23 protein-coding genes are annotated in these 26,628 nt (G+C 67.7%); 7 read left to right on the top strand and 16 right to left on the bottom strand.

Going from position 1 to position 26,628, the window contains the following annotated elements; genetic code table 11:
• Positions 1 to 76 precede the first annotated feature (76 nt).
• The 5 genes from ASE95_RS14470 to ASE95_RS14450 form a co-directional block, all read right to left on the bottom strand.
• Entirely contained in the window at positions 77 to 1,657 is a 1,581-nt protein-coding gene (locus ASE95_RS14470; protein ID WP_056637697.1) for an aldehyde dehydrogenase (NADP(+)), read from the bottom strand.
• Positions 1,658 to 1,821: 164 nt separating this feature from the next.
• Complete coding sequence (gene xylA, locus ASE95_RS14465; protein WP_056637694.1) at positions 1,822 to 3,132, bottom strand: xylose isomerase; 1,311 nt, start codon at positions 3,130 to 3,132, stop codon at positions 1,822 to 1,824.
• A gap of 12 nt (positions 3,133 to 3,144) precedes the next feature.
• Entirely contained in the window at positions 3,145 to 4,584 is a 1,440-nt protein-coding gene (gene xylB, locus ASE95_RS14460; protein WP_056637690.1) for a xylulokinase, read from the bottom strand.
• A gap of 108 nt (positions 4,585 to 4,692) precedes the next feature.
• Positions 4,693 to 5,814, bottom strand: a complete 1,122-nt coding sequence (locus ASE95_RS14455; RefSeq protein ID WP_082450152.1) for a glycoside hydrolase family 43 protein — start codon at positions 5,812 to 5,814, stop codon at positions 4,693 to 4,695.
• Between the two features lie 102 nt (positions 5,815 to 5,916).
• Complete coding sequence (locus tag ASE95_RS14450; RefSeq protein ID WP_056637688.1) at positions 5,917 to 7,269, bottom strand: FAD/NAD(P)-binding protein; 1,353 nt, start codon at positions 7,267 to 7,269, stop codon at positions 5,917 to 5,919.
• Between the two features lie 65 nt (positions 7,270 to 7,334).
• On the opposite strand from ASE95_RS14450, the gene ASE95_RS14445 reads away from it, so the two are divergent.
• Genes ASE95_RS14445 through ASE95_RS14425 form a run of 5 tightly spaced genes read left to right on the top strand, consistent with a single transcriptional unit; the run spans position 7,335 to position 13,262 of the window.
• The gene (locus ASE95_RS14445; RefSeq protein ID WP_056637826.1) at positions 7,335 to 8,231 is read left to right on the top strand and encodes an aldo/keto reductase; all 897 of its coding nucleotides are present in this window, start codon (positions 7,335 to 7,337) and stop codon (positions 8,229 to 8,231) included.
• Between the two features lie 57 nt (positions 8,232 to 8,288).
• Positions 8,289 to 9,470, top strand: coding sequence for a mannonate dehydratase (gene uxuA, locus ASE95_RS14440; protein ID WP_056637685.1), 1,182 nt, complete (start codon positions 8,289 to 8,291; stop codon positions 9,468 to 9,470).
• Complete coding sequence (gene uxaC / locus ASE95_RS14435; RefSeq protein ID WP_056637683.1) at positions 9,470 to 10,882, top strand: glucuronate isomerase; 1,413 nt, start codon at positions 9,470 to 9,472, stop codon at positions 10,880 to 10,882. The genes uxuA and uxaC overlap by 1 nt, the downstream gene beginning before the upstream one ends.
• Complete coding sequence (locus ASE95_RS14430; protein ID WP_056637680.1) at positions 10,879 to 12,252, top strand: mannitol dehydrogenase family protein; 1,374 nt, start codon at positions 10,879 to 10,881, stop codon at positions 12,250 to 12,252. The genes uxaC and ASE95_RS14430 overlap by 4 nt, the downstream gene beginning before the upstream one ends.
• Complete coding sequence (locus ASE95_RS14425) at positions 12,252 to 13,262, top strand: sugar kinase (RefSeq protein WP_056637677.1); 1,011 nt, start codon at positions 12,252 to 12,254, stop codon at positions 13,260 to 13,262. Before ASE95_RS14430 ends, ASE95_RS14425 begins: the two co-directional genes overlap by 1 nt.
• Positions 13,263 to 13,550: 288 nt before the next feature.
• Here the strand turns inward: ASE95_RS14425 and ASE95_RS14420 are convergent, their stop codons facing one another.
• The 3 genes from ASE95_RS14420 to ASE95_RS14410 form a co-directional block, all read right to left on the bottom strand.
• A complete protein-coding gene (locus tag ASE95_RS14420; RefSeq protein WP_162234696.1) occupies positions 13,551 to 14,144 on the bottom strand; it encodes an alpha/beta hydrolase in 594 nt (197 codons plus the stop codon).
• 300 nt (positions 14,145 to 14,444) lie between these two features.
• Entirely contained in the window at positions 14,445 to 15,857 is a 1,413-nt protein-coding gene (gene glnA / locus ASE95_RS14415; protein WP_056637670.1) for a type I glutamate--ammonia ligase, read from the bottom strand.
• Positions 15,858 to 15,962: 105 nt separating this feature from the next.
• Positions 15,963 to 16,301 (bottom strand): P-II family nitrogen regulator, encoded by a 339-nt coding sequence (locus tag ASE95_RS14410; RefSeq protein ID WP_028056880.1) that lies wholly within the window; start codon positions 16,299 to 16,301, stop codon positions 15,963 to 15,965.
• 200 nt (positions 16,302 to 16,501) lie between these two features.
• Between ASE95_RS14410 and ASE95_RS14400 the strand changes: the two genes are divergently transcribed.
• On the top strand, positions 16,502 to 17,608 hold the full coding sequence (locus tag ASE95_RS14400) for a CAP domain-containing protein (protein WP_156348053.1): 1,107 nt from the start codon (positions 16,502 to 16,504) through the stop codon (positions 17,606 to 17,608).
• 195 nt (positions 17,609 to 17,803) lie between these two features.
• Here the strand turns inward: ASE95_RS14400 and map are convergent, their stop codons facing one another.
• The gene (gene map / locus ASE95_RS14395; protein WP_056637662.1) at positions 17,804 to 18,628 is read right to left on the bottom strand and encodes a type I methionyl aminopeptidase; all 825 of its coding nucleotides are present in this window, start codon (positions 18,626 to 18,628) and stop codon (positions 17,804 to 17,806) included.
• Between the two features lie 51 nt (positions 18,629 to 18,679).
• Between map and ASE95_RS14390 the strand changes: the two genes are divergently transcribed.
• The gene (locus ASE95_RS14390) at positions 18,680 to 19,450 is read left to right on the top strand and encodes a competence/damage-inducible protein A (RefSeq protein WP_156348052.1); all 771 of its coding nucleotides are present in this window, start codon (positions 18,680 to 18,682) and stop codon (positions 19,448 to 19,450) included.
• Positions 19,451 to 19,862: 412 nt separating this feature from the next.
• On the opposite strand, the gene ASE95_RS14385 is transcribed toward ASE95_RS14390, so the two are convergent.
• The 7 genes from ASE95_RS14385 to ASE95_RS14355 all read right to left on the bottom strand — a co-directional run bounded on the left by ASE95_RS14385 (position 19,863) and on the right by ASE95_RS14355 (position 26,571).
• Entirely contained in the window at positions 19,863 to 20,696 is an 834-nt protein-coding gene (locus ASE95_RS14385; RefSeq protein WP_056637655.1) for a hypothetical protein, read from the bottom strand.
• A 163-nt stretch (positions 20,697 to 20,859) separates the two neighbouring features.
• Entirely contained in the window at positions 20,860 to 21,555 is a 696-nt protein-coding gene (gene ctrA, locus ASE95_RS14380; protein WP_056637653.1) for a response regulator transcription factor CtrA, read from the bottom strand.
• A 97-nt stretch (positions 21,556 to 21,652) separates the two neighbouring features.
• A complete protein-coding gene (locus ASE95_RS14375; protein WP_056637650.1) occupies positions 21,653 to 22,771 on the bottom strand; it encodes an AI-2E family transporter in 1,119 nt (372 codons plus the stop codon).
• Positions 22,772 to 23,182: 411 nt separating this feature from the next.
• Entirely contained in the window at positions 23,183 to 24,577 is a 1,395-nt protein-coding gene (gene lpdA / locus ASE95_RS14370; RefSeq protein WP_056637644.1) for a dihydrolipoyl dehydrogenase, read from the bottom strand.
• A 74-nt stretch (positions 24,578 to 24,651) separates the two neighbouring features.
• A complete protein-coding gene (locus ASE95_RS14365) occupies positions 24,652 to 25,041 on the bottom strand; it encodes an acyl-CoA thioesterase (protein WP_056637641.1) in 390 nt (129 codons plus the stop codon).
• Positions 25,038 to 25,250 carry a hypothetical protein gene (locus tag ASE95_RS14360; protein ID WP_056637639.1) on the bottom strand — a complete coding sequence of 71 codons (213 nt, stop codon included), beginning with the start codon at positions 25,248 to 25,250 and terminating at the stop codon, positions 25,038 to 25,040. The genes ASE95_RS14365 and ASE95_RS14360 overlap by 4 nt, the downstream gene beginning before the upstream one ends.
• Positions 25,251 to 25,254: 4 nt before the next feature.
• Positions 25,255 to 26,571: a pyruvate dehydrogenase complex dihydrolipoamide acetyltransferase gene (locus ASE95_RS14355; RefSeq protein ID WP_056637636.1), complete on the bottom strand. Its 1,317-nt coding sequence runs from the start codon at positions 26,569 to 26,571 to the stop codon at positions 25,255 to 25,257.
• Positions 26,572 to 26,628: the final 57 nt, after the last annotated feature.

Raw genomic sequence — 26,628 nt, 5'->3', positions numbered from 1 at the left:
CTCCCGAATGCGCAACCACCAACGAAAAGGGCGACCCCGCAGGGCCGCCCTTTCCATTTAGCATCAGCCGTTTCGCTTACCGCGGCGAACCTTCGCGCTTGCCGTCGATCCGGCGGGCGATGCCCCACGGGTTCGCATCGGCCAGCGCGTCCGGCAGCAGGCTGGCCGGCAGGTTCTGCAGGCTGACCGGGCGCAGGAAGCGGTAGATGGCCGCCGTGCCGACCGAGGTCGTGCGACCGTCGCTGGTCGCCGGGAACGGACCGCCGTGAACCATCGCCGGAGCGACTTCCACGCCGGTCGGCCAACCGTTGACGAGGATGCGACCGACGCGATCGGCAAGCACCGGAATCAAGGACTTGGTCTCCGCCTCGTCCTCGGCGTCGATCTGCAACGTCGCGGTCAACTGACCTTCCAGGCTGGCGATCACCTTCTTCAACTCGTCGAGATCGCGGCAGGCGACGACGATCGACGACGAACCGAACACCTCATGGCCCAGCGCGCGATCGGCGAGGAACGCGTCGGCGTCGGTACGGAACAGCGCGCCGACCGCCTGATTGACGCCTTCGCCGACCTTGCCGCGCGCCACGGTGGTGACCGCGTCATGCTTGGCAAGTGCCTCGACGCCCTTCTCGAAGCTGGCGTGAATACCGGGGGTTAGCATCGTGCCCGGTGCGCTTTCGGTCAGCGCCTGACCCGCGGCTTCGACGAACGCGTCGAGTGCGGGGCCGGCGATCGCGAGGACGAGGCCGGGGTTGGTGCAGAACTGGCCCGCGCCCATCGTCAGCGACTGGACATAAGCGGGTGCGAGCGCCGCGCCGCGGGCTTCCAGTGCGTGCGGCATGATGACGACCGGGTTGATCGCCGACATTTCTGCATAGACGGGGATCGGCTCCTCACGCTCGGCGGCGATCTTCATCAGCGCCATGCCGCCGCCGCGCGATCCGGTGAAGCCGACCGCCTTGATACGCGGATCGCGGACCAGTGCGCCACCCAGCTCGTTGGATTCGCCCGGCAAATAGGAGAACACGCCCTTGGGCAGTCCCGCCTTTTCGACCGCGCGGGCGATGGCGCGCGCCACCAGTTCGCCGGTGCCGGGGTGGGCCGGATGACCCTTCACGACGACCGGGCAGCCCGCCGCGAGCGCCGAGGCGGTGTCGCCGCCACCGACCGAGAAGGCGAGCGGGAAGTTCGATGCGCCGAACACCGCCACCGGGCCGAGCGCGACGTTCATGCGACGCAGGTCGGGGCGGGGCAGCGGCTGGCGATCCGGCATCGCGGGATCGATCGTCGCGTCGAGCCAGTCACCCTGGCGGACGACCTGCGCGAACAGCTTCAGCTGGCCGACGGTGCGGCCGCGCTCACCCTCCAGACGGGCGCGCGGCAGGCCGCTTTCCTGCATCGCCCGCGTGATAAGGTCATCACCGATCGCGAGAATTTCTTCCGTGATCCCTTCGAGGAACGCGGCGCGCGTTTCCGGATCGGTCGCGGCGAAGGCCGGGAAAGCCTCCGCGGCGAGGGCGCAGGCGGCGTCGACCGCATCAGGGCCGGCCGAGGAAAAGTCCGGCGTCAGCGTCGCGCCGGTCGACGGATCGACCGAGGTGAACCGCGTTTCGGCCTGGCGCGCTTCTGCGCCGATGAGCATCGCTCCGTCGATCATGATCGTCCTCGTGATGGGGAATTACTCCTACATTAGTAATGCGCGCGAGCCACTTTCGCAACCCCGCCGCGCTGTGCGTACCACGGCGCGACCTGTGCGCCAGACACGGAAAACCCCCCGTCATGCGTGTCGGGTGCACGCATGACCGGGGGGCATGGCCGAAATCAGATGAAGCGGTTGACGATATTCTCGATCCGCTCCTGCCGGCCCGAGCGCGGGCGCGGGTTCACCGCGTCGCGCTCCGCCAGATCGGCGATGCCGGCGAGGTCGAGCGTCGAGACCTGCTGCCCGAACGCACCCGTCCAGCCGGCGTAACGCTCGGCCTTGATCGCGTCGAGGCGACCGTCCTCGATCAGCGCGGCGGCGTTGAGCAGCCCCTTGGCGACGACGTCGATGCCGCCGACGTGACCATGGAACAGGTCGACGGCGTCCATCGACTGACGACGGACCTTGGCGTCGAAGTTGAAGCCGCCGGTGGTGAAGCCACCCGCGCGGATGATCTCCAGCATCGCCAGCGTCAGTTCCTCGACCGAGTTCGGGAATTGATCGGTGTCCCAGCCGTTCTGGTGATCGCCGCGGTTGGCGTCGATCGAACCGAAGATGCCGAGCGTGCTGGCCATCGCGATCTCATGTTCGAAGGTGTGGCCCGCCAGCGTGGCGTGGTTGGCCTCGATGTTGACCTTGACCTCGTTCTCCAGCCCGTATTTGCGCAGGAAGCCGTACACGGTGGCGGTGTCGAAGTCGTACTGGTGCTTGGTCGGCTCGTGCGGCTTCGGCTCGATCAGGATCGTCCCCTTGAAACCGATCTTGTGCTTGTGTTCGACGACCAGCGTCAGGAAGCGGCCGAGATTGTCGAGTTCGCGCGTGAGATCGGTGTTGGCCAGCGTCTCATAGCCCTCGCGACCGCCCCACAGCACGTAATTCTCGCCGCCCAGACGGTGCGTCGCTTCCAGTGCATCGCGGACCTGCATCGCGCCGAACGCATAGACTTCCGGATCGGGGTTGGTCGCGCCGCCGGCGGCGAAGCGCGGATGGCCGAACAGGTTGGCGGTGCCCCACAGCAGCTTGCGACCCGAGGAGGCCTGGAGCTTTTCGAGATGGTCGACCGCCTCCGCGAAATAGCGGCGGTGTTCGGCCACGCTGTTGGCATCGGCCATCACATCGACATCGTGGAAGCAATAATAGGGCACGTCGAGCTTCGTGAAGAAGTCGAACGCGACCTCACGCTTCTGCGCGGACGCTGCGCTGTCGTTCGCGCCGGCATGCCACGGGCGATCGAAGGTGCCGCCGCCGAACACGTCGGAGCCGGGCCAGCAGAAGGTGTGCCAGAAACAGGCGGCGAAGCGAAGGTGGTCCTCCATGCGCTTCCCGAGCACGACCCGGTCCTTGTCGTAGAAACGATAGGCGAGTTCGTTGACGGTTTCCGGCCCCTCATATTTGATCTGCGGAATGTCGGCGAAGAAGTCGTTGGCCATCAGCTGGTTCCTTTACGGCTTGATACGGGAATAGGCGGCGCGGAACGCGGCGCGCTTCGGGGCGAAGCGATCGACCAGCGCGTGGTCCGGGGTGATGACGTGGCTGATCGGCGGGGCGACGCACACGTCGGCGGGGGCGCCGCCATCGACGGCGAGCTGCGCGAGGCGTGCGGCACCCATTGCGGGGCCGACCTCCCCGCCGTGCAGATAGGCCAGTTCGACCTCCAGCGCGGCGGCGAGCGTTTCGCCCCAATAGCGTGAGCGCGCACCCCCGCCGATCACCGACAGGCGCTCGACGGCGGTGCCGGAATCGCGCAGCACGCGCACGCCGTCGGCCAACGCGAAGGCGACGCCTTCCAGCACCGCCTGCGCAAGGCGTTCGGGTGTGGTGTCGTGGTCGAGACGGAGGAAGCCGCCACGCACCTGCGCATCGTTGTGCGGCGTGCGCTCACCCGAGAGGTAGGGGAGGAACAGTTCGGGGCCGTTCGCCGGGCCGGCCATCTCGGCGCGCGCGAAGACGTCCGCCGGACCCGCCGCGCCGATCAGACGAGCGACCCAGTCGACGCACACCGCGGCGGACAGATGAACCGCCATCTGGTGCCACATGCCGGGTACGCAGTGGCAGAAGGCGTGGACCGCGGCGGCGGGATTGGCGCGCAGCGTGTCGGTCGCGACGAAGATCACGCCGGAGGTGCCGAGCGACAGCAGCGCGTCACCATCGCGCACCACGCCGATCCCGGCCGCGCCGGCGGCGTTGTCGCCGCCGCCGCCCGCGACCGGCACCGCGTCCATGCCCCAGCTTTCGGCGATCTCGGCGCGCAGCCGGCCGGTGGTGTCGCTGCCCTCCACCGTGCGCGGCATCTGATCGCGGGTCAGGCCGGTGGCGGCGAGCAGATCGTCGCTCCAGTCGCGCTTCGCCACGTCCAGCCACAGCGTGCCGGCGGCGTCCGACACGTCGGACGCCTTCTCGCCGGTCAGGTGCAGGCGAACGTGATCCTTGGGAAGCAGGACCGTGCGGATCGCCGCGAATGTCTCGGGTTCGTGGTTCTTGACCCACAGCAATTTGGGTGCGGTGAAGCCGGGCATTGCGATGTTGGCGGCAACGTCGCGCAGAGCAGGGGCGGCGCGTTCGAGCTCGCCGCATTCGGCGAAGGAGCGGCCGTCGTTCCACAGGATCGCCGGGCGTAACGGGCGGTCGTCCGCGCCCAGCAGCGTCGCGCCGTGCATCTGTCCGGCAAGGCCGACCCCGCGCACCGCGCGACGCACGTCGGCGGGGAGCGCGCGTACGGCGGCGTCGGTCGCCTGCCACCAGGCATCGGGATCCTGTTCGGACCACAGCGGGTGCGGGCGCTGGACGGTGAGCGCGGCGGTCGCCTGCGCGGCGATCGTGCCGTCGCGGTCGATGACCACCGCTTTCACGCCCGAAGTGCCGATATCGATGCCGAGGAACATGCGGGTCTTTCTATCTTTCAGCAGCCGTCGCAGGCGGATCGGATGGCGTGCGATGCGGAACCGGCCCCGCCGCGCCCGGGTTCGGGGCAGCGGCGGGGGCAGGCGCGATCACTTCACGAACGGGTCGATCGTCCGGATCGTGCCATCGGGATTGTACTGCAGCTCGGTCATCTTGACGTTGCGCAGGCGCGTCTGGCCGGAGAGTTGCGTATCGGCGTAGAACAGCCACCATCTGCCCTGCCACTCGCCGATCGAATGGTGCGTCGTCCAGCCATCGACCGGCTGGAGGATGCGGCCCTTGTAGGTGAACGGGCCGAACGGCGTGTCGCCGGTCGCATAGGCGATGTAGTGCGTGTCGCCGGTCGAGTAGCTGAAGTAATATTTGCCCTTGTACTTGTGCATCCACGACGCCTCGAAGAAGCGGCGATCGTGGTCGCCGCCCAGCAGCGGCTTGCCCTTTTCATCCAGGATTACGACGTCGCGCGGCTTGCCGGCGAACTCGGTCATGCCCGGGGTCAACGCGGCGACCTTGGCGGTCAGCGCGGGCTTGTCATCGGCCTGAAGGTCGGTCTTCGAGCCGTTCGGGTCGTAGGTGCCGGTGGTGTTGCGCTGAAGCTGCCCGCCCCAGATGCCGCCGAAATACATGTAGCTCTTGCCATCGGTGTCGGTGAACACCGCCGGATCGATCGAGAAGCTGCCGGCGATCGGTTGCGGCGCGGCCTTGAACGGGCCGACCGGCGACTTCGACGTGGCGACGCCGATGCGGAACGCGCCTGCCTTGTCCTTGGCGGGGAAGTAGAGGTAATAGGTGCCGTCCTTATAGGCGGCATCGGGTGCCCACATCTGCTTGGTGGCCCAGGGCACGTCCTTCACATCCAGCGCGACGGGATGTGCGGTGACCTTCCCGCCGGGCGCGTCCATGCTGAGCACGCGGTAATCGCGCATCTCGAAATGCGCGCCCAGATCGTCCTCCGGCGTGGTGCCGTCGATGTCGTGGCTGGGATAGATATAGAGCTTGCCGTCGAAGACGTGCGCCGACGGATCGGCGGTGTAGAAATCGGTGACCAGCGGCTGCGACAGGTAGCGGCGACCATCCTTGGTGCGCGGTTCCGCACCGGAAGCAGACGCGTTGGCGGCGGCATTGTCACCGGACGACGCGCGTTCACCGCAAGCGGCGAGCGACAGCGCGGCGGCGAGCGATAGCAGGGCAAGCTGTGGAAGACGCTTCATTTTTGGCACCTCTCGATCCGTCGCGAGTCTCCGCTCGCGCTACCGGTCAACGAGGTAGCGCTACCATCAAGGTGGCGCAACCGCTTTCCGCCGCGGCGATCGTCACAGACCCTCACCGCCGACCCATTGGGCGTTTGCCAGACGCCGGGCAAGTGTCCAATTTTGCTGGCGAATGTCTGGAACGGCGACCACTTCCCACAGGCCGCCGCGGGTCATCGGCCCGATCGCGTAGAGTTGCTCCGCCGGGTAGCCATCGGTGCCGATGACGCGCGATTGTGCGTCGACCTCCAGCCCGATGCGCAGCGCGTCGGGGCGGATCGTGCCGCACGCGATCAGATCGCGCAGCAGCGGGTCGTCGGAACGAAGCAGGTCGCCCTGCGGCCCGGTGCAATTGACGATCCGCGCAACGGGGGTGCGGTGGACCCAACCCGTCCCGCGCGATCGCCAGGCGAGCAGCGCCCGGTTGCGATCGGGCGTGACGGCGACCAGCTTGCCTGCGGCGATCTCCAGCCGGCCGGCGGCGGTCAGCGCGTCGATCCGGTCGGCGACCGCGGGGGCGAGGCGGTGGCGGTGCACGTCCCACCACGGACGAAGATGGCGCAGGAAGCGGGCGCGGGTGGCGGCGTCGGCGGCGGCCCACATCAGCTGCGTCACCGGGCGCAATTCGTCGACCGCCCCGCGCCAGCCGATCGCGTCGCTGCGGCTGCGGACATGCGCGAGCAGCCGCGACAGCGTGGCGGCGGGGCGTTCCGACAGGCCGGCGCGGGGCGCGGCATCGGCGTGGCGACGGGGGGCGAGGCCGCGTCGCGAGATGGCGAGGATCCGGCCGCCGAAGCCGCTGGCATCGAGCAGGAGGGCGGCGTCGACCGCGGTCAGGCCGCTGCCGATCAGCGCCACAGTGTCCTGTTCGGTCAGCCCGGCGGCGATGTCACCCGCCCAGGGGTCGCCACGATAGACGCCGGGGGGCAGCGCAGCGGGGTCGAGCGCGGGCGGCGTGTGCGGGGGAAGGTTGCCGAGCGCGAGCACCAGTGCATCCGCCGCCAGCCGCGCGCCGTTGCCCAAGGTCGCGATATAGCCGCCGGCGTCGGCGTTGACCGCGCGGACCGTATCCTCGACCAGCGTCAGGCGATGCGGGTGAAGCGCGGCAGCCTCCGCCAGCATCTCGCGCAGGTAGCGGCCGTACAGGCGACGCGGCACGAAGGTCGAGCGGTCCCCCAGCGCATTGCGGGTCAGCCAGCGAACGAAATGGTCGGGATCGTCGGGCAGCGCGCTCATGTTGGCGGCGCGGACGTTGAGCAGATGCTCTTCATGCGCCGCGCTATAGGCGACGCCGCGCGCCAGTTGTGCGGGCCGCCGCTCGATCAGCGTGGCGCGCGGGCCGTCGTGGCGCAGCAGGTTGATGGCGAGCAGCGTTCCGGAGAACCCGCCGCCGACGATCGCGACGTGGCGGATCATGCCGCGCGACTGCGCGGCGGTTTGGCGGCTATCATCGTTTCCGGCCCTGTGCCATGCCGCCGGTCATGACGACCATCCGCCTATCGAACGAACCCCGCCTGCTGGGCAAGAGCGGCCTGCTTGTTTCGCCGCTCGCCTGGGGCATGTGGCGGCTGGCGGGGATCGAGACGGCTGCGGTGCGCGCGTTGATCGACGCCGCGCTCGGCGCGGGAATCACGCTGTTCGATACCGCTGATATCTATGGCTTCGATGCGCCGGCCGGGTTCGGATCGGCGGAGGAGTTGTTCGGACGCGCGCTGCGCGAGGATCGTGGCCTGCGCGACCGGATGGTGATCGCGACCAAGGGTGGGATACGGCCGGGCATACCGTACAATTCCTCGTCCGCGTACCTGTCGGAGGCGGTGGACGATTCGCTCCGGCGGATGGCGGTGGATACGATCGACCTGTACCAGATCCATCGCCGCGACCTGCTGACGCATCCGCACGAAGTGGCTGCGGCGCTGGATGCCATGGTGACGGGCGGCAAGGTGCGTGCCGTCGGCGTCTCGAACCATGCGCCGGCCGAGTTCGACGCGTTGCAGGCATTCCTCGGCCAGCCGATCGTCGCGACCCAGCCGGAGTTCTCCGCACTGCACTACGCACCGCTGTTCGACGGAACCCTGGATCATGCGATGGCGCGCGAGGTGGCGGTGCTGGCGTGGTCGCCGCTGGGCGGCGGGCGGCTGGCCGATCCGGCGCATCCCGCCGGCGCGATGCTGGCCGAACATGGCGCGGCGTTCGGCGTCGATGCGGCGAGCGCCGCGCTGGCGTGGGTGATGGCGCACCCGGCCCGGATCATCCCGATCGTCGGATCGCAATCCCCCGCGCGGATCGCCGCCGCGGCCGACGCATATCGGGTCGAGTGGACGCGCAGCGCGTGGTATGCCGTATTGCAGGCGGGGATGGGCAGGGCGCTGCCGTAAGCTTGCATCGCTGACTGGTATCGCTACCATAAGCCACAAGGAAAAATGCCGGGAGGGATGACGGACGTGTTGATGACGCAGGCGATGCGCTGGTTCGGGCCGCGCGATCCGGTGCCGCTGGCGCACATCCGGCAGGCCGGCGCGACCGAGGTGGTCACCGCGCTTCACCATATCCCCAACGGCGCGGCGTGGCCGCGCGCCGAGATCGCCGCCCACCGCGCGCTGATCGAGGCGGCGGGGCTGCGCTGGACCACGGTCGAGAGCGTGCCGGTGCACGAGGCGATCAAGACGGCGGGGCCGGAGCGCGACCGGTTGCTCGATCATTACGCCGCGACGCTGCGCGATCTGGCGGCGGAAGGCGTCACCACCGTCACCTACAATTTCATGCCGCTGCTCGACTGGACGCGCACCGACCTGGGCTGGGCGCTGCCCGACGGCGCGCTGGCGCTGCGGTTCGAGCTGGACGCGGTGGCGGTCTACGACCTGCATATCCTGAAGCGGCCGGGGGCGGAGGCGGATTATGCGCCCGACGTGATCGAACGCGCCGCACGGCGCTTCGCGGCGATGGACGAGGCAGCGCGCGTGCGGCTGGAACGGACGATCATCGCCGGGCTGCCGGGGAGTGAGGAGAGCTTCACCTCCGCACAATTCCTCGACGCGATCCATGGCTATGCCGACACCGGCGCGGCGACGCTGCGCGCGAACCATGTCGCGTTCCTGGCGGCGATGTGTCCGGTCGCCGAAGAGGTCGGCATCCGGCTGGTCGTCCATCCCGACGATCCGCCGTTCCCGATCTTCGGCCTGCCGCGCGTCGTCAGCACCGAGGCGGATGTCGCCGCCCTGTTCGCCGCCGTGCCGAGCATCGCCAACGGCCTGTGTTTCTGCAGCGGGTCGTTCGGGGTGCGCGCCGACAACGACTTGCCCGGAATGGTGCGGCGGCTGGGCGAGCGGATCGGCTTCCTGCACTTGCGTAGCGTGCAGCGCGAACCGGACGGCGCGTTCCACGAGGCGGCGCATCTGGAAGGCAGCGCGGAGATGGCGGCCGTGGTCGCCGAGGTCGTCGCGCTGCAACAGCACGAGGGACGGTCGATCGTGATGCGCCCCGACCATGGCCACCAGATGATCGACGACCTGAACAAGGTGACCAATCCCGGCTATTCGTTGCTGGGGCGGATGCGCGGGCTGGCCGAGTTGCGCGGCCTGGAACGCGGACTGGCCTATGGAAAGGCGAACTGGTGATGGCACGACCGCTGACGCTGAACCCCGACCGGCTGTTCCCCGCCGATCCCACGACGCGCGGCATCGCCCGGGCATTGTACGCGGAGATCGGGCAATTGCCGATCGTCAGCCCGCACGGCCACACCGATCCGAGCTGGTTCGCGACCGATGCGAACTGGAACAACGCGACCGAATTGCTGCTCGCGCCCGATCACTACGTCTTCCGGATGCTCCATTCGCAGGGTGTCGCGCTCGACGATCTGGCGATCCCGCATCGCGGCGGGGTGCCCGCCACCGACCCGCGCGCGGCATGGCGCGCATTCGCGTCCCGTTACGACCTGTTCCGCGGCACGCCGTCGCGTTTGTGGCTCGATCATGTGTTCGCCGAGGTGTTCGGGTTCGACGTGCGGCTGGAGGCGGCGACCGCCGATATCTATTTCGACACGATCAACGAGCGGCTGGCCACCGACGCCTTCCGTCCACGCGCATTGTTCGATCGCTTTCGGATCGACTTTCTCGCCACCACCGAGGGCGCGCATGACAGCCTCGACGCGCATCACGCGATCCGTGCATCGGGCTGGAGCGGGCGGGTGGTCACCACCTATCGCCCCGACGGCGTCATCGATGTCGAGCATGAGCAATTCGCGGGCGCGCTGGCGACCTTCGCCGCGCTGACCGGCGAGGACGTACACAGCTGGTCGGGGTATCTGGCCGCGCATCGCAAGCGTCGTGCCGATTTCCGTGCGGCGGGCGCGACGGCGACCGACCACGGCCATGCGACGGCGCAGACCGCCAACCTGACCACGCCCGAATGCGAGGCGTTGTTCGCGCGAATCGTCGGCGGTACGTGGGATGTCGCCGATGCCGAGCTGTTCCGCGCGCAGATGCTGACCGAGATGGCGCGGATGAGCGTGGAGGACGGGATGGTCATGCAGATTCATCCCGGCAGCTTCCGCAACCACAACGCCGGGCTGTTCGCCAGCCACGGCCGCGACAAGGGCGCGGACATCCCGATGCGCACCGAATATGTCCATGCGCTGAAACCGATGCTGGACGTGGTCGGCAACGAGCGTGACCTGACCATCATCCTCTTCACGCTGGACGAGAGCGTCTATGCACGTGAACTGGCGCCGCTGGCCGGGCATTATCCGTGCCTGAAGCTGGGACCGGCGTGGTGGTTCCATGATTCGCCGGAGGGGATGCGGCGCTATCGCGAACTGACCACCGAGACCGCGGGTTTCTACAACACGGTCGGGTTCAACGACGACACGCGGGCGTTCCTGTCGATCCCGGCGCGGCACGACGTGGCGCGGCGGGTCGATTGCGCGTTCCTGGCGCGGCTGGTCGCCGAACACCGCATCGAGGATTGGGAAGCGGTCGAACTGGCGCATGAACTGACCAGCGGGCTGGTCCGCCGGGCCTACCGGCTGTGAGGCTGTCGGAGGCGACGCGCGGGCGGCTGTCCGGCGATGTGGCGCAAGCGGGATACGAGCGGCACGAACAGGCGCGCGGCATCGTGCATCTGGGCATCGGCGCATTCCACCGCGCGCATCAGGCGGTCTATACCGACGATGCGATGGCCGCGGGCGATCGCGATTGGGCGATCACCGCGGTGTCGCTGCGATCGCCGCAGGTGCACGCACAACTGTCGCCGCAGGACGGGCTGTACACGGTAGCGTCGCGCGATGCCGGTGGCGCGCAGCTGCGCGTGATCGACGCGGTGCGCGAGGTGCTGGTCGCACCGCAGGAGCCGCGCGCGGTGGCGGCGTCGCTGGCCGCACCCGCGACGCGCATCGTCACGCTGACCGTAACCGAGAAGGGTTATCACCGGCTGCCGGGCGGCGGGATCGACCATGGTTCCGTCGAGACGGCGGGGGCCACGATCTACCATTATCTCTCTCAGGCGGTGCGCGACCGGCTGGCGGCGGGGGTCGGGCCGATGACGCTGGTCAGCTGCGACAACATGACCGACAACGGCCATGTGCTGCGTGACGGCGTGGCGGCATTGCTGGACGGCGCGGCGCTCGACTGGTTCGAGCGCGAATGGGCGTGCCCGTCGACGATGGTCGACCGGATCGTCCCCGCGACCGCCGACGACGACCTCGACCGCGTGGCGGCGCGGATCGGGATGCGCGACGAAGGCGCGGTGGTGACCGAGCCGTTCCGGCAATGGGTGATCGAGGATCGCTTCGCCGCCGCGCGACCCCGCTGGGACGTGGGCGGCGCGCAATTCGTGGCCGACGTTCGCCCGTATGAGACCGCCAAGCTACGGATGCTGAACGGCGCGCATTCGGCGCTGGCCTATCTGGGGATGGCGGCCGGCCACGTCTTCGTCCACGAGGCGGTCGGCGATGCGGGCGTGCGCGGATTGGTCGAACGGCTGATGCGGCGCGAGGCGGCGGCCAGTCTCGACGCGGCGCCGGGACAGGATCTCGATGCCTATGCCGATGCCCTGCTGGCGCGGTTCGCCAATCCGTCTTTGGCGCATCGGCTGGCGCAGATCGCCAGCGACGGGTCGCAGAAGGTCGGCCCGCGCTGGCTGGAGGCGCTGACCATCAATCGCGCGCGGGGCGTGGATCGCACGGCGACGCTGACCGCGCTGGCGGGGTGGCTGCGGCACCTGCGCGGCGACGCGGGGCCGGTCAACGATCCGATGGGCGACGAACTGGCGGCCTTATGGCGCGCGAACGACGCACGCGGGATGGTCGATGCGCTGTTCGGTGCGGGCGGGCGGTTCGCCGAGCGCTGGGAAGCGGATGAGGGCGAGCGTGCGACGCTGGCCGCGATGGTGGAGCAGCGGTGATGGGCAGGTTCCTGGCGTTCGGCGAGATCATGCTGCGGCTTTCGCCACCGGGACGCGAGTTGTTGATGCAGACGCCGCGCTTCGACGTGTGGGTCGCGGGCGCGGAGGCCAATGTCGCCACGCAACTGGCGCGGCTGGGCCACGACGTGGGCATGGCCAGCCGCGTGCCCGACAACGATCTGGGCCAGAGCGCGATCACGACGTTGCGCGGGCACGGCGTCGACGTGCGGCACATCGGGACCGGCGGCGAGCGGATGGGGCTGTATTTCGTCACCTCCGGCGCGGGGATGCGCGCGACCGAAGTGATCTACGACCGCGCCGGATCCTCGTTCGCGGAGGCGCCGGCGGATGCGTGGGACTGGGACGCGATCCTGGACGGTGTCGATCGGCTGCATCTGTCGGGGATCACCCCCGCGCTGGGGCCGGTGCCCGCCGAAAGCGCGATCGCGGCGGCGCAGGCTGCGGCGGCACGCGGCGTGGCGGTGTCGTTCGACGGCAATTGGCGCGGCAAATTGTGGGCGCGCTGGGATGGCGATCCACGCGCGATCCTGACGCGGATCGTCGAACATGCCGATCTGATGTTCGGTAACCACCGTGATATTGCCCTGCTGCTGGGTCGCGACGACTTCGGCGGGGCGGGCGAGGATCGGCGACGCGCGGCGGCGGAGGCGGCGTTCGCACGCTTCCCGAAGCTGGCGACGATCGCATCGACCGCGCGGACCGTGGAACATGTGGACCTCAACCATCTGTCGGCGCGGATCGACACGCGGGACGATCATGCACAGACGCCGGAAACCATGCTGGCCGGAATCGTCGACCGGATCGGCGGCGGCGACGCATTTGCTGCGGGCGTGCTCCACGCGCTGCGACGGGGGCAGGGGATTGCGGCGGCGGCGGAAAGCGGGCTGGCGCTGGCGGCGCTGAAACACTCGCTGCCGGGGGATGCGGCGCTGTTCCGGCAGGCGGACGTGGACGCGTTCCTGGCCGGCGGGCTGGACGTGCGGCGGTGATGTAGCGGGGGTGCCGATGGGTTTCGACCGCTTGACAGGATCGTCCGATCGCGGATTGGCGAACCTGCGCCTTTTCGCATTCGCCCGAAGATAACTCGGGGGCACGCGCCTTCCGTGGTCGGTCGGTGGCCGGACAGCGGATCGACACCGGGATGTCGGACGTGCGGGAGCGATCTACATGGCCGCGATCGGGGTTTCCTTCCCCTCCGGACCACTGCCGGCGTTCCAGATGCGATGGGGCATCGACTCTCTCAAGATATCGGGGCGAGATCGCTTATCCGTTCCGCACTACCGCCCGATCAGCGCGGCGGCACGATCGACCTCGTAGGCGGCAAGCTGGTGCGTCATGCGCAGGAACAGGCGCTGCGCCTGACGCCAGGCACCGGTGTCATGCGCGACGTGACGGTCGCGCTGTCCCGCGACGAGGCGGCTGCCCCAGCTTTGCACCGCCGCGTCGACCCCGGCGACATCGCCTTGCGGCTGGATAACGAACGAGGGGAAGGGGAGCGGCGCGGCGGGCGAGGCGAACAGATCCGCATCGCCGTCGCGGGTCGGTTCGGCATCGCGCGGCGCAAACAACAGCGCACCGGCGATCCGCGAGACGTAATCGGTGGGCGACAGCCGCCCCCACCACGCGCTCGCCGCGCAGCCGAGACCATCGGCGACCAGCAGCACCGGGCGCTCCGCCGCGCACACCGCCTGATCGACGCGCGCCGCGAAGATCTTGCGTTCCCCGCGCGAACGGGCGGCGATGGTGATCGTGCGGGGATCGTCGGCGGGCCAGCCGAACATCGTCCGCCATGTCGGCTCGGGCCGGAGCGCGTCGGAGATCGCGACGATCGAGAAAGGCGCGAAGCGATCGTTGGCGGCGATGGCGAACATCATGTTGCTCCCGGATGGCGGACCGTCGTGACGCCGTAATGCACGATGGTACGCGAACGATGCGTCGGGGGGAGTCTAGATGGGCTTGGGCGGGGCGAGGTTTGGCTTTGCCGGGACGAACCGGTCGTGATGGCGGGCGCGACCAGCGTCGCACCGGATGCGCTGCCATGCGCCTGATGAGGGGGGCGTGAAAAAGGGCGCTTCCGTCGTCGGGAAGCGCCCTGTCCCATCAACAGGCCACGTGCGACCGAGCCGGCCGGTGGCAAGTGGCGTCGCCACCCGCCACCGGCCCGGCGGCGATCACGCGCTGTAGTACATGTCGAATTCGACCGGGCTGGGGGTCATTTCCCAACGCGCGACTTCGTCCCACTTCAGTTCGACATACGCCTCGATCTGGTCCTTGGTGAACACGTCCCCCTTCAGCAGGAAGTCGTGGTCGGCCAGCAGCGAGTCGAGCGCCTCACGCAGCGATGCGCAAACCGTCGGCACTTCCGCCAGCTCGGCCGGCGGCAGATCGTACAGGTTCTTGTCCATCGCCTCGCCCGGATGGATCTTGTTCTGGATGCCGTCCAGACCGGCCATCAGCAGCGCGGCATAGGCGAGGTACGGATTGGCCATCGCATCGGGGAAGCGGACCTCGACGCGCTTGCTCTTCGGGCCGGTGCCGTACGGAATGCGGCACGAAGCCGAACGGTTGCGCGCGGAATAGGCGAGCAGCACCGGCGCCTCGTAACCCGGCACCAGCCGCTTGTAGCTGTTGGTGGTCGGGTTGGTGAAGGCGTTGATCGCCTTGGCATGTTTGATGATGCCGCCGATGAAATACAGGCAGGTGTCGGACAGGCCGGCATAGCCGTTGCCGGCGAACAGCGGCTCCTTGCCCTGCCAGATCGAGAAGTGCGTGTGCATCCCCGACCCGTTGTCCTCCTTGATCGGCTTCGGCATGAACGTCGCCGACTTGCCATAGGCATGCGCGACCTGGTGCACGACGTACTTGTAGATCTGCATCCGGTCCGCCGTGGTGGTCAGCGTCCCGAAGGTCAGGCCCAGTTCGTGCTGCGCGGCGGCGACCTCGTGGTGGTGCTTGTCGCACGGCAGGCCCATCTCGATCATCGTCGAGACCATCTCGCCGCGGATGTCGACCGCCGAGTCGACCGGTGCGACCGGGAAGTAGCCGCCCTTGGCGCGCGGACGGTGCGCCATGTTGCCGCCCTCATATTCGCGGCCGGTGTTGGTCGGCAGCTCGATATCGTCGAGCTTGAAATACGACTGGTTGTACGACGTCTCGAAGCGGACGTCGTCGAACATGAAGAACTCGGCTTCCGGCCCGACGTAGACGGTGTCGCCGATCCCGGTGGTGGCGACATAGGCCTCGGCGCGCTTCGCGGTGGTGCGCGGATCGCGGGAATAGCCCTCGCCCGTCGACGGCTCGACGATGTCGCAGAACACGATCAGCATCGGGGTGGCGGAGAACGGGTCGGTGTAGACCGCGTCCAGATCCGGCATCAGGATCATGTCGGACTCGTTGATCGCCTTCCAGCCCTCGATCGAGCTACCGTCGAACATCAGGCCGTCGGTGAACTCATCCTCGCCCATCAGCGAGGCGACCATGGTCAGGTGCTGCCACTTGCCCTTGGGATCGGTGAAGCGCAGATCGATCCACTCGATCTCTTCGTCCTTGATCTTCTTCAGAACGTCTGCGGCCGTGTTCGCCATGGTATTTCTCTCTCTCGCATTTGCGTCGCCGCGGCAGCAGCCGTGGTGACACCGTAACTGAAAGACCCCGGCGGACGCCGGGGCGACATGCTATTCGGGAAAGCGTCAGATCGCTTCGTTGTCACGCTCGCCCGTGCGGATGCGCAACGCGGTTTCGACCGGGATCACGAAGATCTTGCCGTCGCCGATGCGCCCGGTCTGCGCGGCGGCGGCGATCGCCTCAACCACCCGCTCCGTCAGCCCATCCTCGACGACGACCTCGAGCTTCACCTTGGGCAGGAAGTCGACGACATATTCGGCACCGCGATACAATTCGGTATGGCCCTTCTGCCGGCCGAAGCCCTTGGCCTCGGTCACGGTGATGCCGGACACACCGATTTCGTGCAGCGCTTCCTTCACCTCGTCCAGTTTGAACGGCTTGATGATCGCTTCGATCTTCTTCACGCGACGAACGCCCCACCCGGAAAAACTGCATGCCCCATCGGCATCGTTGCATTGATCGTGCCAGCCGCACGGCGTCAGGGCAAGGCAGAGACTCGCGCCTGACCGCGGAATCCGCTGCCAAAGATTCGGGCATGTGCCGGATCGCTGCCACTTTGGCGGGCAGAGCGATTTGTTAAGCGCCGCGCGGCTAGGAACCGGGCATGCGAATCTCACGCGGTCAATGGATGGGCGCCGTTTCGGCCTGGTCGCTGCTGCTCGGCGGATGCGGGAGCGGTGAGGGCGGGGGCGGTAGTGGCACCGCCCCGGCAAGCGGCGGCGTCGAGGTCGTCACGCCTGCGCCGTCCCCGACGCCTGCGCCGGCGCCAGCCCCGACCCCGTCGCCCAGCCCCAGCCCCAGCCCCAGCCCGGCGCCATCGTCACCTTCGGTCGCGCCGTCGGGAAGCTGGGCGGGTAACGCCGCGGCGCTGTTCACCACCCAGCCCGACGTGCCGGATTGCCGGCCGGGCACGCTGGCGCAAAGCGTGCGCGACGACGTGCTGGCACGCATGAACGCGATCCGGGCGCTGCACCGTTTGCCGGCGGTGACCTATTCCAGCGCCGACGACGAACAGGCGACGCAGGCGGCGCTGATGATGGCCGCGAACGGGGAGTTGAGCCACACCCCCGCAGCGACGTGGAAATGCTACACCACGCTGGGCGCGACGGGTGCGGGGACCAGCAACCTGTACGGTGGGCTGATCTCGCCGTTCCTGGCTTATTATACAGAGGACATGTATCTGGGCGGATGGTTGACGGAGACGTCCAACCTGATCGCCAACAACGTCGGGCACCGGCGCTGGATGCTCGATCCGTTCCTGGGCAAGATCGCCTATGGCCGGGTGGCGCAGGTGCTGGCGAACGGCAGCCGCACCGACGCGGCGGCGATGAAGGTGGTGTCGTTCACCGGCGGGGTCGGCGTGCCCACGAACCTGCCGCCATTCGTCGCGTACCCCTATGGCGATTATCCCGTGCGCTATTTCGATACGTCGTCGCTGCTGTCGTTCACGGTGATCGCGGACACCACGCAGCGCGGCGGCGCGAATGCGACCGTCGACTTCGCGAAGGCCGCCATTTCGGTGAGCGATGCGGGTGGCGAGCTGACGGTGTCGAACGTCAGCTTCGACAACGTCGGTTATGCGGTGCCCAACAACCTGCAATTCAAGGTCACGGGATTGAAGACGGGCGTGAGCTATACGGTGAAGGTCGGCGGGGTGATCGTGCGCGGGAAGGCGACCGATTACAGCTACACGTTCCGTATCGTTCCCTGAAACGGACCGATCACCGGCCTTGGCGGGCGAGGACTCCCGCCCCGCGGCCGCTAGCCAGGCCCGCTTGTGCGTCGAGGATCAGGTGGCGATAGCGCGGATCGCGGCGGCGATCAGGATAGAATGTCCGGACGCGCCGCCTCTGGTCGAGGCACCGACCGCACCGTCTAATACGGGGCCTTGCGCCGACCCCACCGTTCAATACGGCGGCTTGTCCAACCCGGCGGGCGAGCCGGTGAAGATCTCGCAACCGTCCTCGGTGATGCCGATCGAATGCTCGAATTGCGCCGACAGCGAGCGATCGCGCGTCACCGCCGTCCAGCCGTCGTCGAGCAGCTTCACGTCGGGCCTGCCGATGTTGATCATCGGTTCGATCGTGAAGATCATGCCCGGCCGCAGTTCGGGTCCGGTGCCGGGGCGGCCGACATGCACGACCTCCGGGGCGTCGTGGAACAGCCGGCCCACGCCGTGACCGCAGAAGTCGCGCACCACGCCGAAGCGATGCCCCTCGGCATGGCGCTGGATCGCGTGTGCGACGTCGCCCATGTGGTTGCCGGGGCGCGCCTGCTCGATGCCGAGCATCAGGCATTCATACGTCACCTCGACCAGCCGCTTCGCCTTTAGCGGTACGTCGCCGATCAGGTACATGCGGCTGGTGTCGCCGTGCCAGCCGTCGACGATCGGCGTCACGTCTACATTGACGATATCGCCCGATTTCAGCTGCTTGTCCGCCGGAATGCCATGGCACACGACATGGTTGATCGAGATGCAGCTGGAATGCGTATAGCCGCGATAGCCAAGGGTGGCGGGCACGCCGCCGCCGGCCTTCACGAAATCGTGGATCAGCCGATCGATTTCGGCGGTGGTCACGCCGGGCACCATATGGGGCACGAGCATGTCGAGGGTTTCGGCGGCGAGCCGGCCGGCCTTATGCATGCCGGCGAAGGCATCCGGCCCATGCAGCTTGATCGCGCCGGTGCGCAGCAGCGGCGCATCGCTGGTGACGGTCACATATTCGGTCATGGCGGTGATATAGCGTGGCGGGCCGGAGATTGCGAGGTTATGCCTGCGGACATGAGCACCACCGAAAACCGCGAACGCACCTGGACCGCCGCGCTGGCGGTGATCGGTGACGAGATCCTGTCGGGTCGCACGCAGGACAAGAACATCGCGCAACTGGCGACGTGGCTGAACGTCCAGGGCATCCGGCTGGTCGAGGTGCGCGTGGTGCCCGACCGCGAGGACGCGATCGTCGAGGCGGTCAACGGCCTGCGCGCGCGCAACGATTACCTGTTCACGACCGGCGGGATCGGGCCGACCCATGACGATATCACCGTCGATGCGATCGCGGCGGCGCTGGGCGTTGCCGTGGTCGAGCATCCGGAGGCGATCGCCGTGCTGGAGCGGCATTATGCGACGCGCGGCGGATTGACCGATGCGCGCCGCCGGATGGCGCGCGTGCCCGCGGGCGCGTCGCTGATCGAAAATCGCGTTTCTGGCGCGCCGGGCATTCATGTCGAGAACGTCTTCATCATGGCGGGCGTGCCGCACATCACCGCCGGGATGCTCGATGCGCTGACCGGCACGCTGGAAGGCGGACGCCCCGTCGTCAGCGCGACGATCGGCTGCTGGGTGGCGGAGAGCGAGGTCGCCGACCTGCTGCGCACGACCGAAAAGGCGCATGAGGGCGTGGCGATCGGCAGCTATCCGTTCTTCCGCGAGGGCCGGACCGGGGCCAATTTCGTGGTGCGCTCACCGGATCAGGCGCTGGTCGACGCGTGCATGGCCGACCTGACCGCGGCGCTTGAGGCAAGCGGGCGCGAGGTGGCGGCGGGAGGGATCTAGGGCCGATCGACAGACGGCTGTCCCCTGCGAGCGCCGTCATTTGCGAGGATAGCGAGGCAAACCAGCGTAACTTTCGATTGCTTGGCTACGCTCGCAATGACGGGTGGAGGACTCCCCGATCGTGCGCGCTGCTCGCCCGAACAGACGAACCACCGACAATGGCGAGTGATCCGGCACCCCCAAGCGCCGAATGTCGATCCAGCCTGGCTCCGACACATCGTCGAAGTCCCACCCAGGCAGGCGTCGCTCGTAATCAGGCGTGCGAAGCCGCTGCGGCGGCCCGCACGCCGCCATCGCCCGAAGGAGGAGGATGGCCGGTTGCCAAGGTGCTCTCCCTTACCCTGTGAACCGGCGGGGTGCCGCGCGCCCGGGACGAAGCATCCGGACCAGGCCCGCGACCCCGCCGTCCGGATCAGAAGCTGAACGACGTCAACAGCATCAGGCCCTTCTGCGCCGTCTCGCGATAGCGGACCTCGGTCTCGCCCGGGGGTGGCGCGGCATTGGCCACGAAGCCGTCGCCCAGCACGCGCGTGTTCGGATCGATCATGAATCCGATTCCGATATTGAAGCTGTCTGTTCTGGTTTCCTCCCGACGGAAACCGATCATCAGACCGAGGCCGATCGCTTCCACGATCCGTTCGTCGCCCGGCTGGATCGCCACGAACGGGCCTAAACCCCACATCTTTTCCTCAAGGCCGAACGGCCCGGAGCGCTGGGGTTTGAAGAAGTAGTGCGTTTCCAGCAGCAGGCGCGCGACGGCATTGTTCTGGTCGATGACGCGAACGATGCCGTTGACGATCTGCGCATCCGCGATCCGGTCCTTGCTGCCGAGATCGATCGTGAGCGACAGGCCGGCACCAAGGCCGAATTCGCCGAAATCCTGCGCCGCCTTGCGTGCCGCCAGATTGCGCTCGATGTCGGCGAAACCCTCCGCCTGTCGCAAAGCGGCCTTCGTCTGCGCCGGGGTCGGGGCGGGCGTGGTCGAGGACGATTGCTGCGGCGTGTCCCCGGTTACGAGGCTATTGCCGGTGTCCGGCAGCGGTGTCGCGACGGGCGCGGTCGTCAGGTCGAGCGTCTCGCGGAGAGCGTCCAGCCTGTCCTGTTCGCGGGCGACGCGCACCTGCTGGCGGGCCACCGCCCGTTCGTCTTCGCGGCGATGCAGATCGTCTTGCGCAGCGGACTCGCGCGATCCTTGCGCGCTCGCGTCACCGCCGCACAGCGCGATGGAGAGCGCGACGAATGTCATGGTCGATCTCATGTGATTTCCCCCTCTTGTGGAAGGGGATCATCGCATCGTCACGCCGTCGTCATGGTCGAACCCGCTCCGTTTCGGAGCAAGACATCGCGGCTTGCCGGGATCGTGCGCGATCGTGGTGGCATGACGCCGACCGGACGACCGGCGGCGCGTCTTACGCGACCTGCACGATTTCCTCGGGTTCGCGCAGCACATAACCGCGACCCCACACCGTCTCGATGTAATTCTCGCCCTCGCACGCCATGCTCAGCTTCTTGCGCAGCTTGCAGATGAAGACGTCGATGATCTTCAACTCGGGCTCGTCCATCCCGCCGTACAGATGGTTGAGGAACATTTCCTTGGTCAGTGTCGTACCCTTGCGGAGCGACAGCAGCTCCAGCATCGCATATTCCTTGCCGGTCAGATGGACCCGCGCACCGTCGACTTCGACGGTCTTGGCATCGAGGTTCACCGACAGCTTGCCGGTCTTGATCACCGATTGCGAATGGCCCTTCGAGCGGCGGACGACGGCGTGGATGCGCGCGACCAGCTCCTCGCGGTGGAATGGCTTGGTCACGTAATCGTCGGCACCGAAACCGAAGCTGCGAACCTTCGAATCCATTTCGTTGACGCCGCTGAGGATCAGCACCGGGGTCTGCACCCGCGCGACCCGCAGCTTCTTCAGCACGTCATAGCCATGCATGTCGGGCAGGTTCAGATCGAGCAGGATGATGTCGTAATCGTACAGCTTGCCGAGATCGAGGCCTTCCTCGCCCAGGTCGGTGTTGTAGACGTTGAAGCCCTCCGTCGAGAGCATGAGTTCGATGGCCTTGGCGGTGGTCGGTTCGTCTTCGATCAGCAACACGCGCATCGGCTTTTCCCCGGTTGTCCAAGGCGGAAGCCGCGCGGGCCACGCCAGTTACGTTCGTTTACCAAACCGCATCTGAAGCAGAAAGGTTAACTGCCGCTTAAATCAGGTGTTCCCTTTTTTCACTTTCCTTGTCCACACTCACTTCACGTGGCGTGCCCATTGCGGTGAATAAAGTCCGTTCGCGGGTGCGGGGAATGTCCTCGCCCAGCATCTCGCGCAGGTACAGGCTGCGGATCAGCGTGAACCCGACGACCAGGATCCCGCCGGAGAAGAACAGCCCGAACAGGCCGAACACCGCGCCGGTGCCGATGATCGCGAACAGGCTGAGCGCCGGCGGGATCGCGACCACGCGGCTGGTGACGAACGGGGTGACGAAATTGGTCTGCACGACCCGTACGATCGCGAACACGCCCAACGCCCAGAGCAATTGGTCGGTCCCTGCCGTCGCGGCCAGGCCCAGCGCCGGCAGCATCGCCGCGACCGGGCCGACATACGGAATGAACTCGCTGAGTCCGGTCAGCAGGCCGAGCATCGCGGGCGAGGGGACGCCCGCCAGCCACAGCCCGATGCCCACCATCGTGCCCATCACCGTCATCTGGATCAATTGCGCACGCAGCCACAGCAACAGGGTAGAGCCGACATCGCCCAGCGCATCCTCCATCGCGGCGCGGCGCGACGGCGGGACGAGCAGCAACACGCCGCGTTCGTAGATCTTGGGATCGACCGCGAAGAAGATCGCGCCGAACAGCACGATGACGGTGTTGAGCAGCAATTGCCCGGCACCACGCACGATTTCTCCGATGTCCTGCGCCACGCGGCTGCCCGCGAACGCCGCGCGCACCGCATCGACCACCTTCGCGCCCACCGGGCTTTGCGCCATATACGCCTGGAACTGATCGAGCAGACCGGGAAGCGCGACGACCAATGTGTTGACCTGCGACCGGAACTCCACCCCGAACAGCCAGCCGAGCAGGCCGAGGAAACCGAACAGCGTCAGGATCGCGGCGGTCATCGCGCGCTTCCCGCCGAGGCGCAGCCGCGTCGCGTACAATTCGGCGATCGCGTGGATGACGATCGCGATCAGCATCGATCCGAACGCGAGGATCAGCAGGTGGCGTGCAAGATACAGTGCCGCGACCAGCGCGACCAGCACGCACACCCACAATATGCGGCGGATGAAGCGGGCATCCTGTTCGTCCGGAGCGAGCCGGTTCATGGGAGAGGGCTGGATCGTTTCACGTCGTCAACAACGCGCCCGCGCGGAAAAGGGCGCGTGGCCGTTGTGGAATCTCCGCGTGCGTGGCGGCGGCGCCACCAGCGGCAGCGATCGTGTGCCGCATGCGGCGGCGAGGGGCGGGTCGCGGAGCTGATGAGCGGATGCGATGGCCGGCGTCGCTGGCCGCAGATGTACCCAAGTGGATCGACACCCAGCTGTTGCAGGTGCCGGACTGCTCGTTATCGGAGATTATTCATCGGTCCGGGCGCACCGGCCTGCACGACCGGGCGGATTTGATCCATCCATCACTGCGAGCGCAGCGAAGCAATCCAGCGTTCCACGCGACGCCCGATGTCCTTCGCCATGCTCGCAATCACGCCGCGTGCAGCGGCGGGTGGATGTCGATCCGCCCTAGAAGTGCAGTGAGCGGTTGTAGGCGCCAAGCACGCTTTCGTGCATCATCTCGCTGAGCGTCGGGTGCGCGAACACGGTTTCCATCAATTCGTGCTCGGTCGTCTCCAGCTGACGCGCGACGACATAGCCCTGGATCAGTTCGGTCACTTCCGCGCCGACCATGTGTGCGCCCAGCAATTCGCCGGTCCTGGCATCGAACACCGTCTTGATGAAGCCGTCCGCCTCGCCGAGCGCGATTGCCTTGCCGTTGCCGATGAAGGGGAATTTGCCGACCTTCACGTCGCGGCCCGCTTCCTTCGCCTTCGCCTCGGTCAGTCCCACGCTCGCCACCTGCGGGCGGCTGTAGGTGCATCCGGGGATGTTCCACGTCTCGAACGGATGCGGATCGCCGCCGGCCAGCTTCTCCACGCAGACGACGCCTTCGTGGCTCGCCTTGTGCGCCAGCCACGGTGCGCCGGTGACGTCGCCGATCGCGTAGATGCCCTCCACGTTCGTGCGTCCGAACCCGTCGACCTTGATGTGGCCGCGCTCGGTCGTGACGCCCAGCTTCTCCAGCCCGATCTCCTCGGTGTTCGGCACGATGCCGATCGCGACGATGACGTGGCTGTAATCCTCGGTGGTGGACTTGCCATCCTTCCCCTTGATCGTCGCCTTGACGCCGTCCGCGCCGTTGTCGATCTTCTCGACGCCCGCACCGGTGACGATCCTGATCCCGTCCTTGGTCAGGCGCTTCTCCATGAAGGCGCTGACTTCCTCGTCCTCGACCGGCAGGATGCGCGGCAGCATCTCGACGATCGTCACGTCGGCGCCCATATCGTTGTAGAAGCTGGCGAACTCCACGCCGATCGCGCCCGATCCGATCACCAGCAGCTTCGTCGGCATCACCTCCGGCACCATCGCGTGGCGATAGGTCCAGATCCGCTTGCCGTCGGCCTTGGCGAACGGCAAGTCGCGCGCGCGTGCGCCGGTGGCGACCATGATGTGCCTGGCCTCCAGATCGACCGTGCCATTGGCTTGCTTGACGCTGAGCTTGCCCTTGCCTGCCAACGTGCCGAAGCCCTCGACCACCGTGATCTTGTTCTTCTTCATCAATCCCTTGACGCCAGCATTGAGCTGGCCGGAGACCTTGCGGCTGCGCTCGACGACCTTGGCGAGGTCGAAGCCGATGTTATCGGCCTTCAGCCCGTAATCGGCGGCGTGGGTCATGTAGTGATAGATTTCGGAGGTGCGCAGCAACGCCTTGGTGGGGATGCAGCCCCAGTTGAGGCAGATGCCGCCCAGCCGCTCGCGCTCGACGATCGCGACCTTCAGCCCGAGCTGCGCGGCGCGGATCGCCGACACATAGCCGCCGGGGCCGGAGCCGAGGACGATAAGGTCGTAGGTGTCAGCCATGTAACCACTCCCGGGCCGCAGCCCCTGTTGTCATCGCACGGGCGCGGCGCGAAGGCCGTCACCCGGATTGTTCGTCACGTCGCCGGCGGCACTTCGCGCGGGCGGCGTTGCTCGTCGATCGCCACGAAGGTGAAGCGCGCTTCGGTGACCTTGCGCGATTCCTCGCCATGCCGGTCGCGCGCCCAGCTTTCGACGCGGATCGCGATCGAGGTGCGCCCGATTTTCTCGATCTCGGCATAGACCGACACTTCGTCGCCGACGTGGACGGGGGCGTGGAACTGCATCCCGTTCATCGCGATCGTCACCGCACGCCCGCGCGAGCGCCGCGCCGCGGTCAGCCCGGCGGCGGAGTCCATCAGGCTCATCAGCCAGCCGCCGAAGATATCGCCATAGGCATTGGCGTCGGCGGGCATCGCGGTGACGCGGATCGTGGGCGCACGGTCCGGCGGGGCGGCGGCGGTCATGCCGCATCCCCGTCGCGCCGCACGCGCCACACGTCGCGGGCACCGAGCAGGCCGACGGCGACCAATGTCGCCGCACCGACCAGCCAGATCGTGCCGGCACCTTGCGGATAGCTCCACGCCGCGCCCTTGAACGCCAGCGCGGTCAGCCCCAGCGCCAGCGCGCTCCACCCGATCTCACGCTTGTCCGCTGCCAGCACCATCTGCGCCATCGGTTCAGGCGAGCATCGCCAACGGGTTCTCGACCAGCTCGCGGAACGCCTTCATCAATTGCGCGCCGTCCGCCCCGTCGATCGCACGGTGATCGAAGCTGCCGGTCGCCGACATGATGCTGGCGACGCCCAGCGTGCCGTCCGCCATCACCCACGGGCGCTTGTCGCCCGCGCCGACCGCCAGGATCATGCCCTGTGGCGGGTTGATGACCGCCTCGAACTGCTTGATCCCGAACATGCCCATGTTGCTGATCGACGCGGTGCCGCCGGTGAATTCCTCCGGCTTCAGCTTCTTGTCGCGTGCGCGCGCCGCCAGATCCTTCATGCGGGTCGAGATGCTGGACAGCGACGCGGTATCCGCCTCGGTGATGACCGGGGTGATCAGCCCGTCGGGCGTAGACACCGCTACCGAGATGTCGGCGCGTGCGAAGCTGACGAGCTGGTCCGGCGTGAACATCACGTTGCACTTGGGCACCTGCACCAGCGCGACGGCCAGCGCCTTGATGAGCAAATCGTTGACGGACAGCTTAACGCCGCGCGATTCCAGCCCGGCGTTCAGTTCGCCGCGCAGCTTGAGCAACCGGTCCAGCTGCACGTCCACCGTCAGATAGATGTGCGGCACCTGCTGCTTCGACTCGGTCAGACGACGCGCGATCGTCTTGCGCATGTTGGTGAGCTTGGTCGTTTCGTGCGGGATGTCCGGCACCTGCGCGGGGGTGGGCGCGGCGGCGGGGGCGGGGCTGCTCGATGCGGCGGCGGCGGCGGCGGGCGCGGATGCCTTGCCGGGCTGCGCGCCCTCCACATCGGCCTTCACAATGCGACCGTTGGGACCGGTGCCCTTCACACCCGTCAGGTCGATACCCTTGTCGGCGGCGACGCGACGCGCCAGCGGGCTGGCCTTCACGCGGTCGCCCTCCTGGCGCGGGGCAGGGGCGGGCTGCGGATCGGCGGGCTTGCCGTGATCGCGCACGTCTTCCTTCGCGGGCTGCGCCTCGGTGCCGGTCTTGTTGGGATCGGCGGGCGACGGTTTCGCCTCGCTTTCCTTCGCGGCGGGGGCGGGGGCGGAGTCGCCGTCCTCGTCGTCGCTTTGCAGCAGCGCGATCACCGTGCCGACCTTCACGCCGTCCGAACCCTCGGCGATCGTGATTTTCGAAATGACGCCCTCGTCGACCGCCTCGAACTCCATCGTCGCCTTGTCGGTCTCGATCTCGGCCATGATGTCGCCGGCCTTCACCGTGTCGCCTTCTTTCACGAGCCACTTGGCGAGCGTGCCTTCCTCCATCGTCGGCGAGAGGGCAGGCATCTTGATTTCGATCGGCATCGTGATCCTCGAGAGGCTCGTGGGACAGGCGCCCGTCCTTCGCGGACGCGCGCCGCA

Source organism: Sphingomonas sp. Leaf231 (assembly GCF_001421995.1).
Taxonomy (GTDB): domain Bacteria; phylum Pseudomonadota; class Alphaproteobacteria; order Sphingomonadales; family Sphingomonadaceae; genus Sphingomonas.
This window is presented reverse-complemented; position numbering and strand designations above follow the sequence as displayed.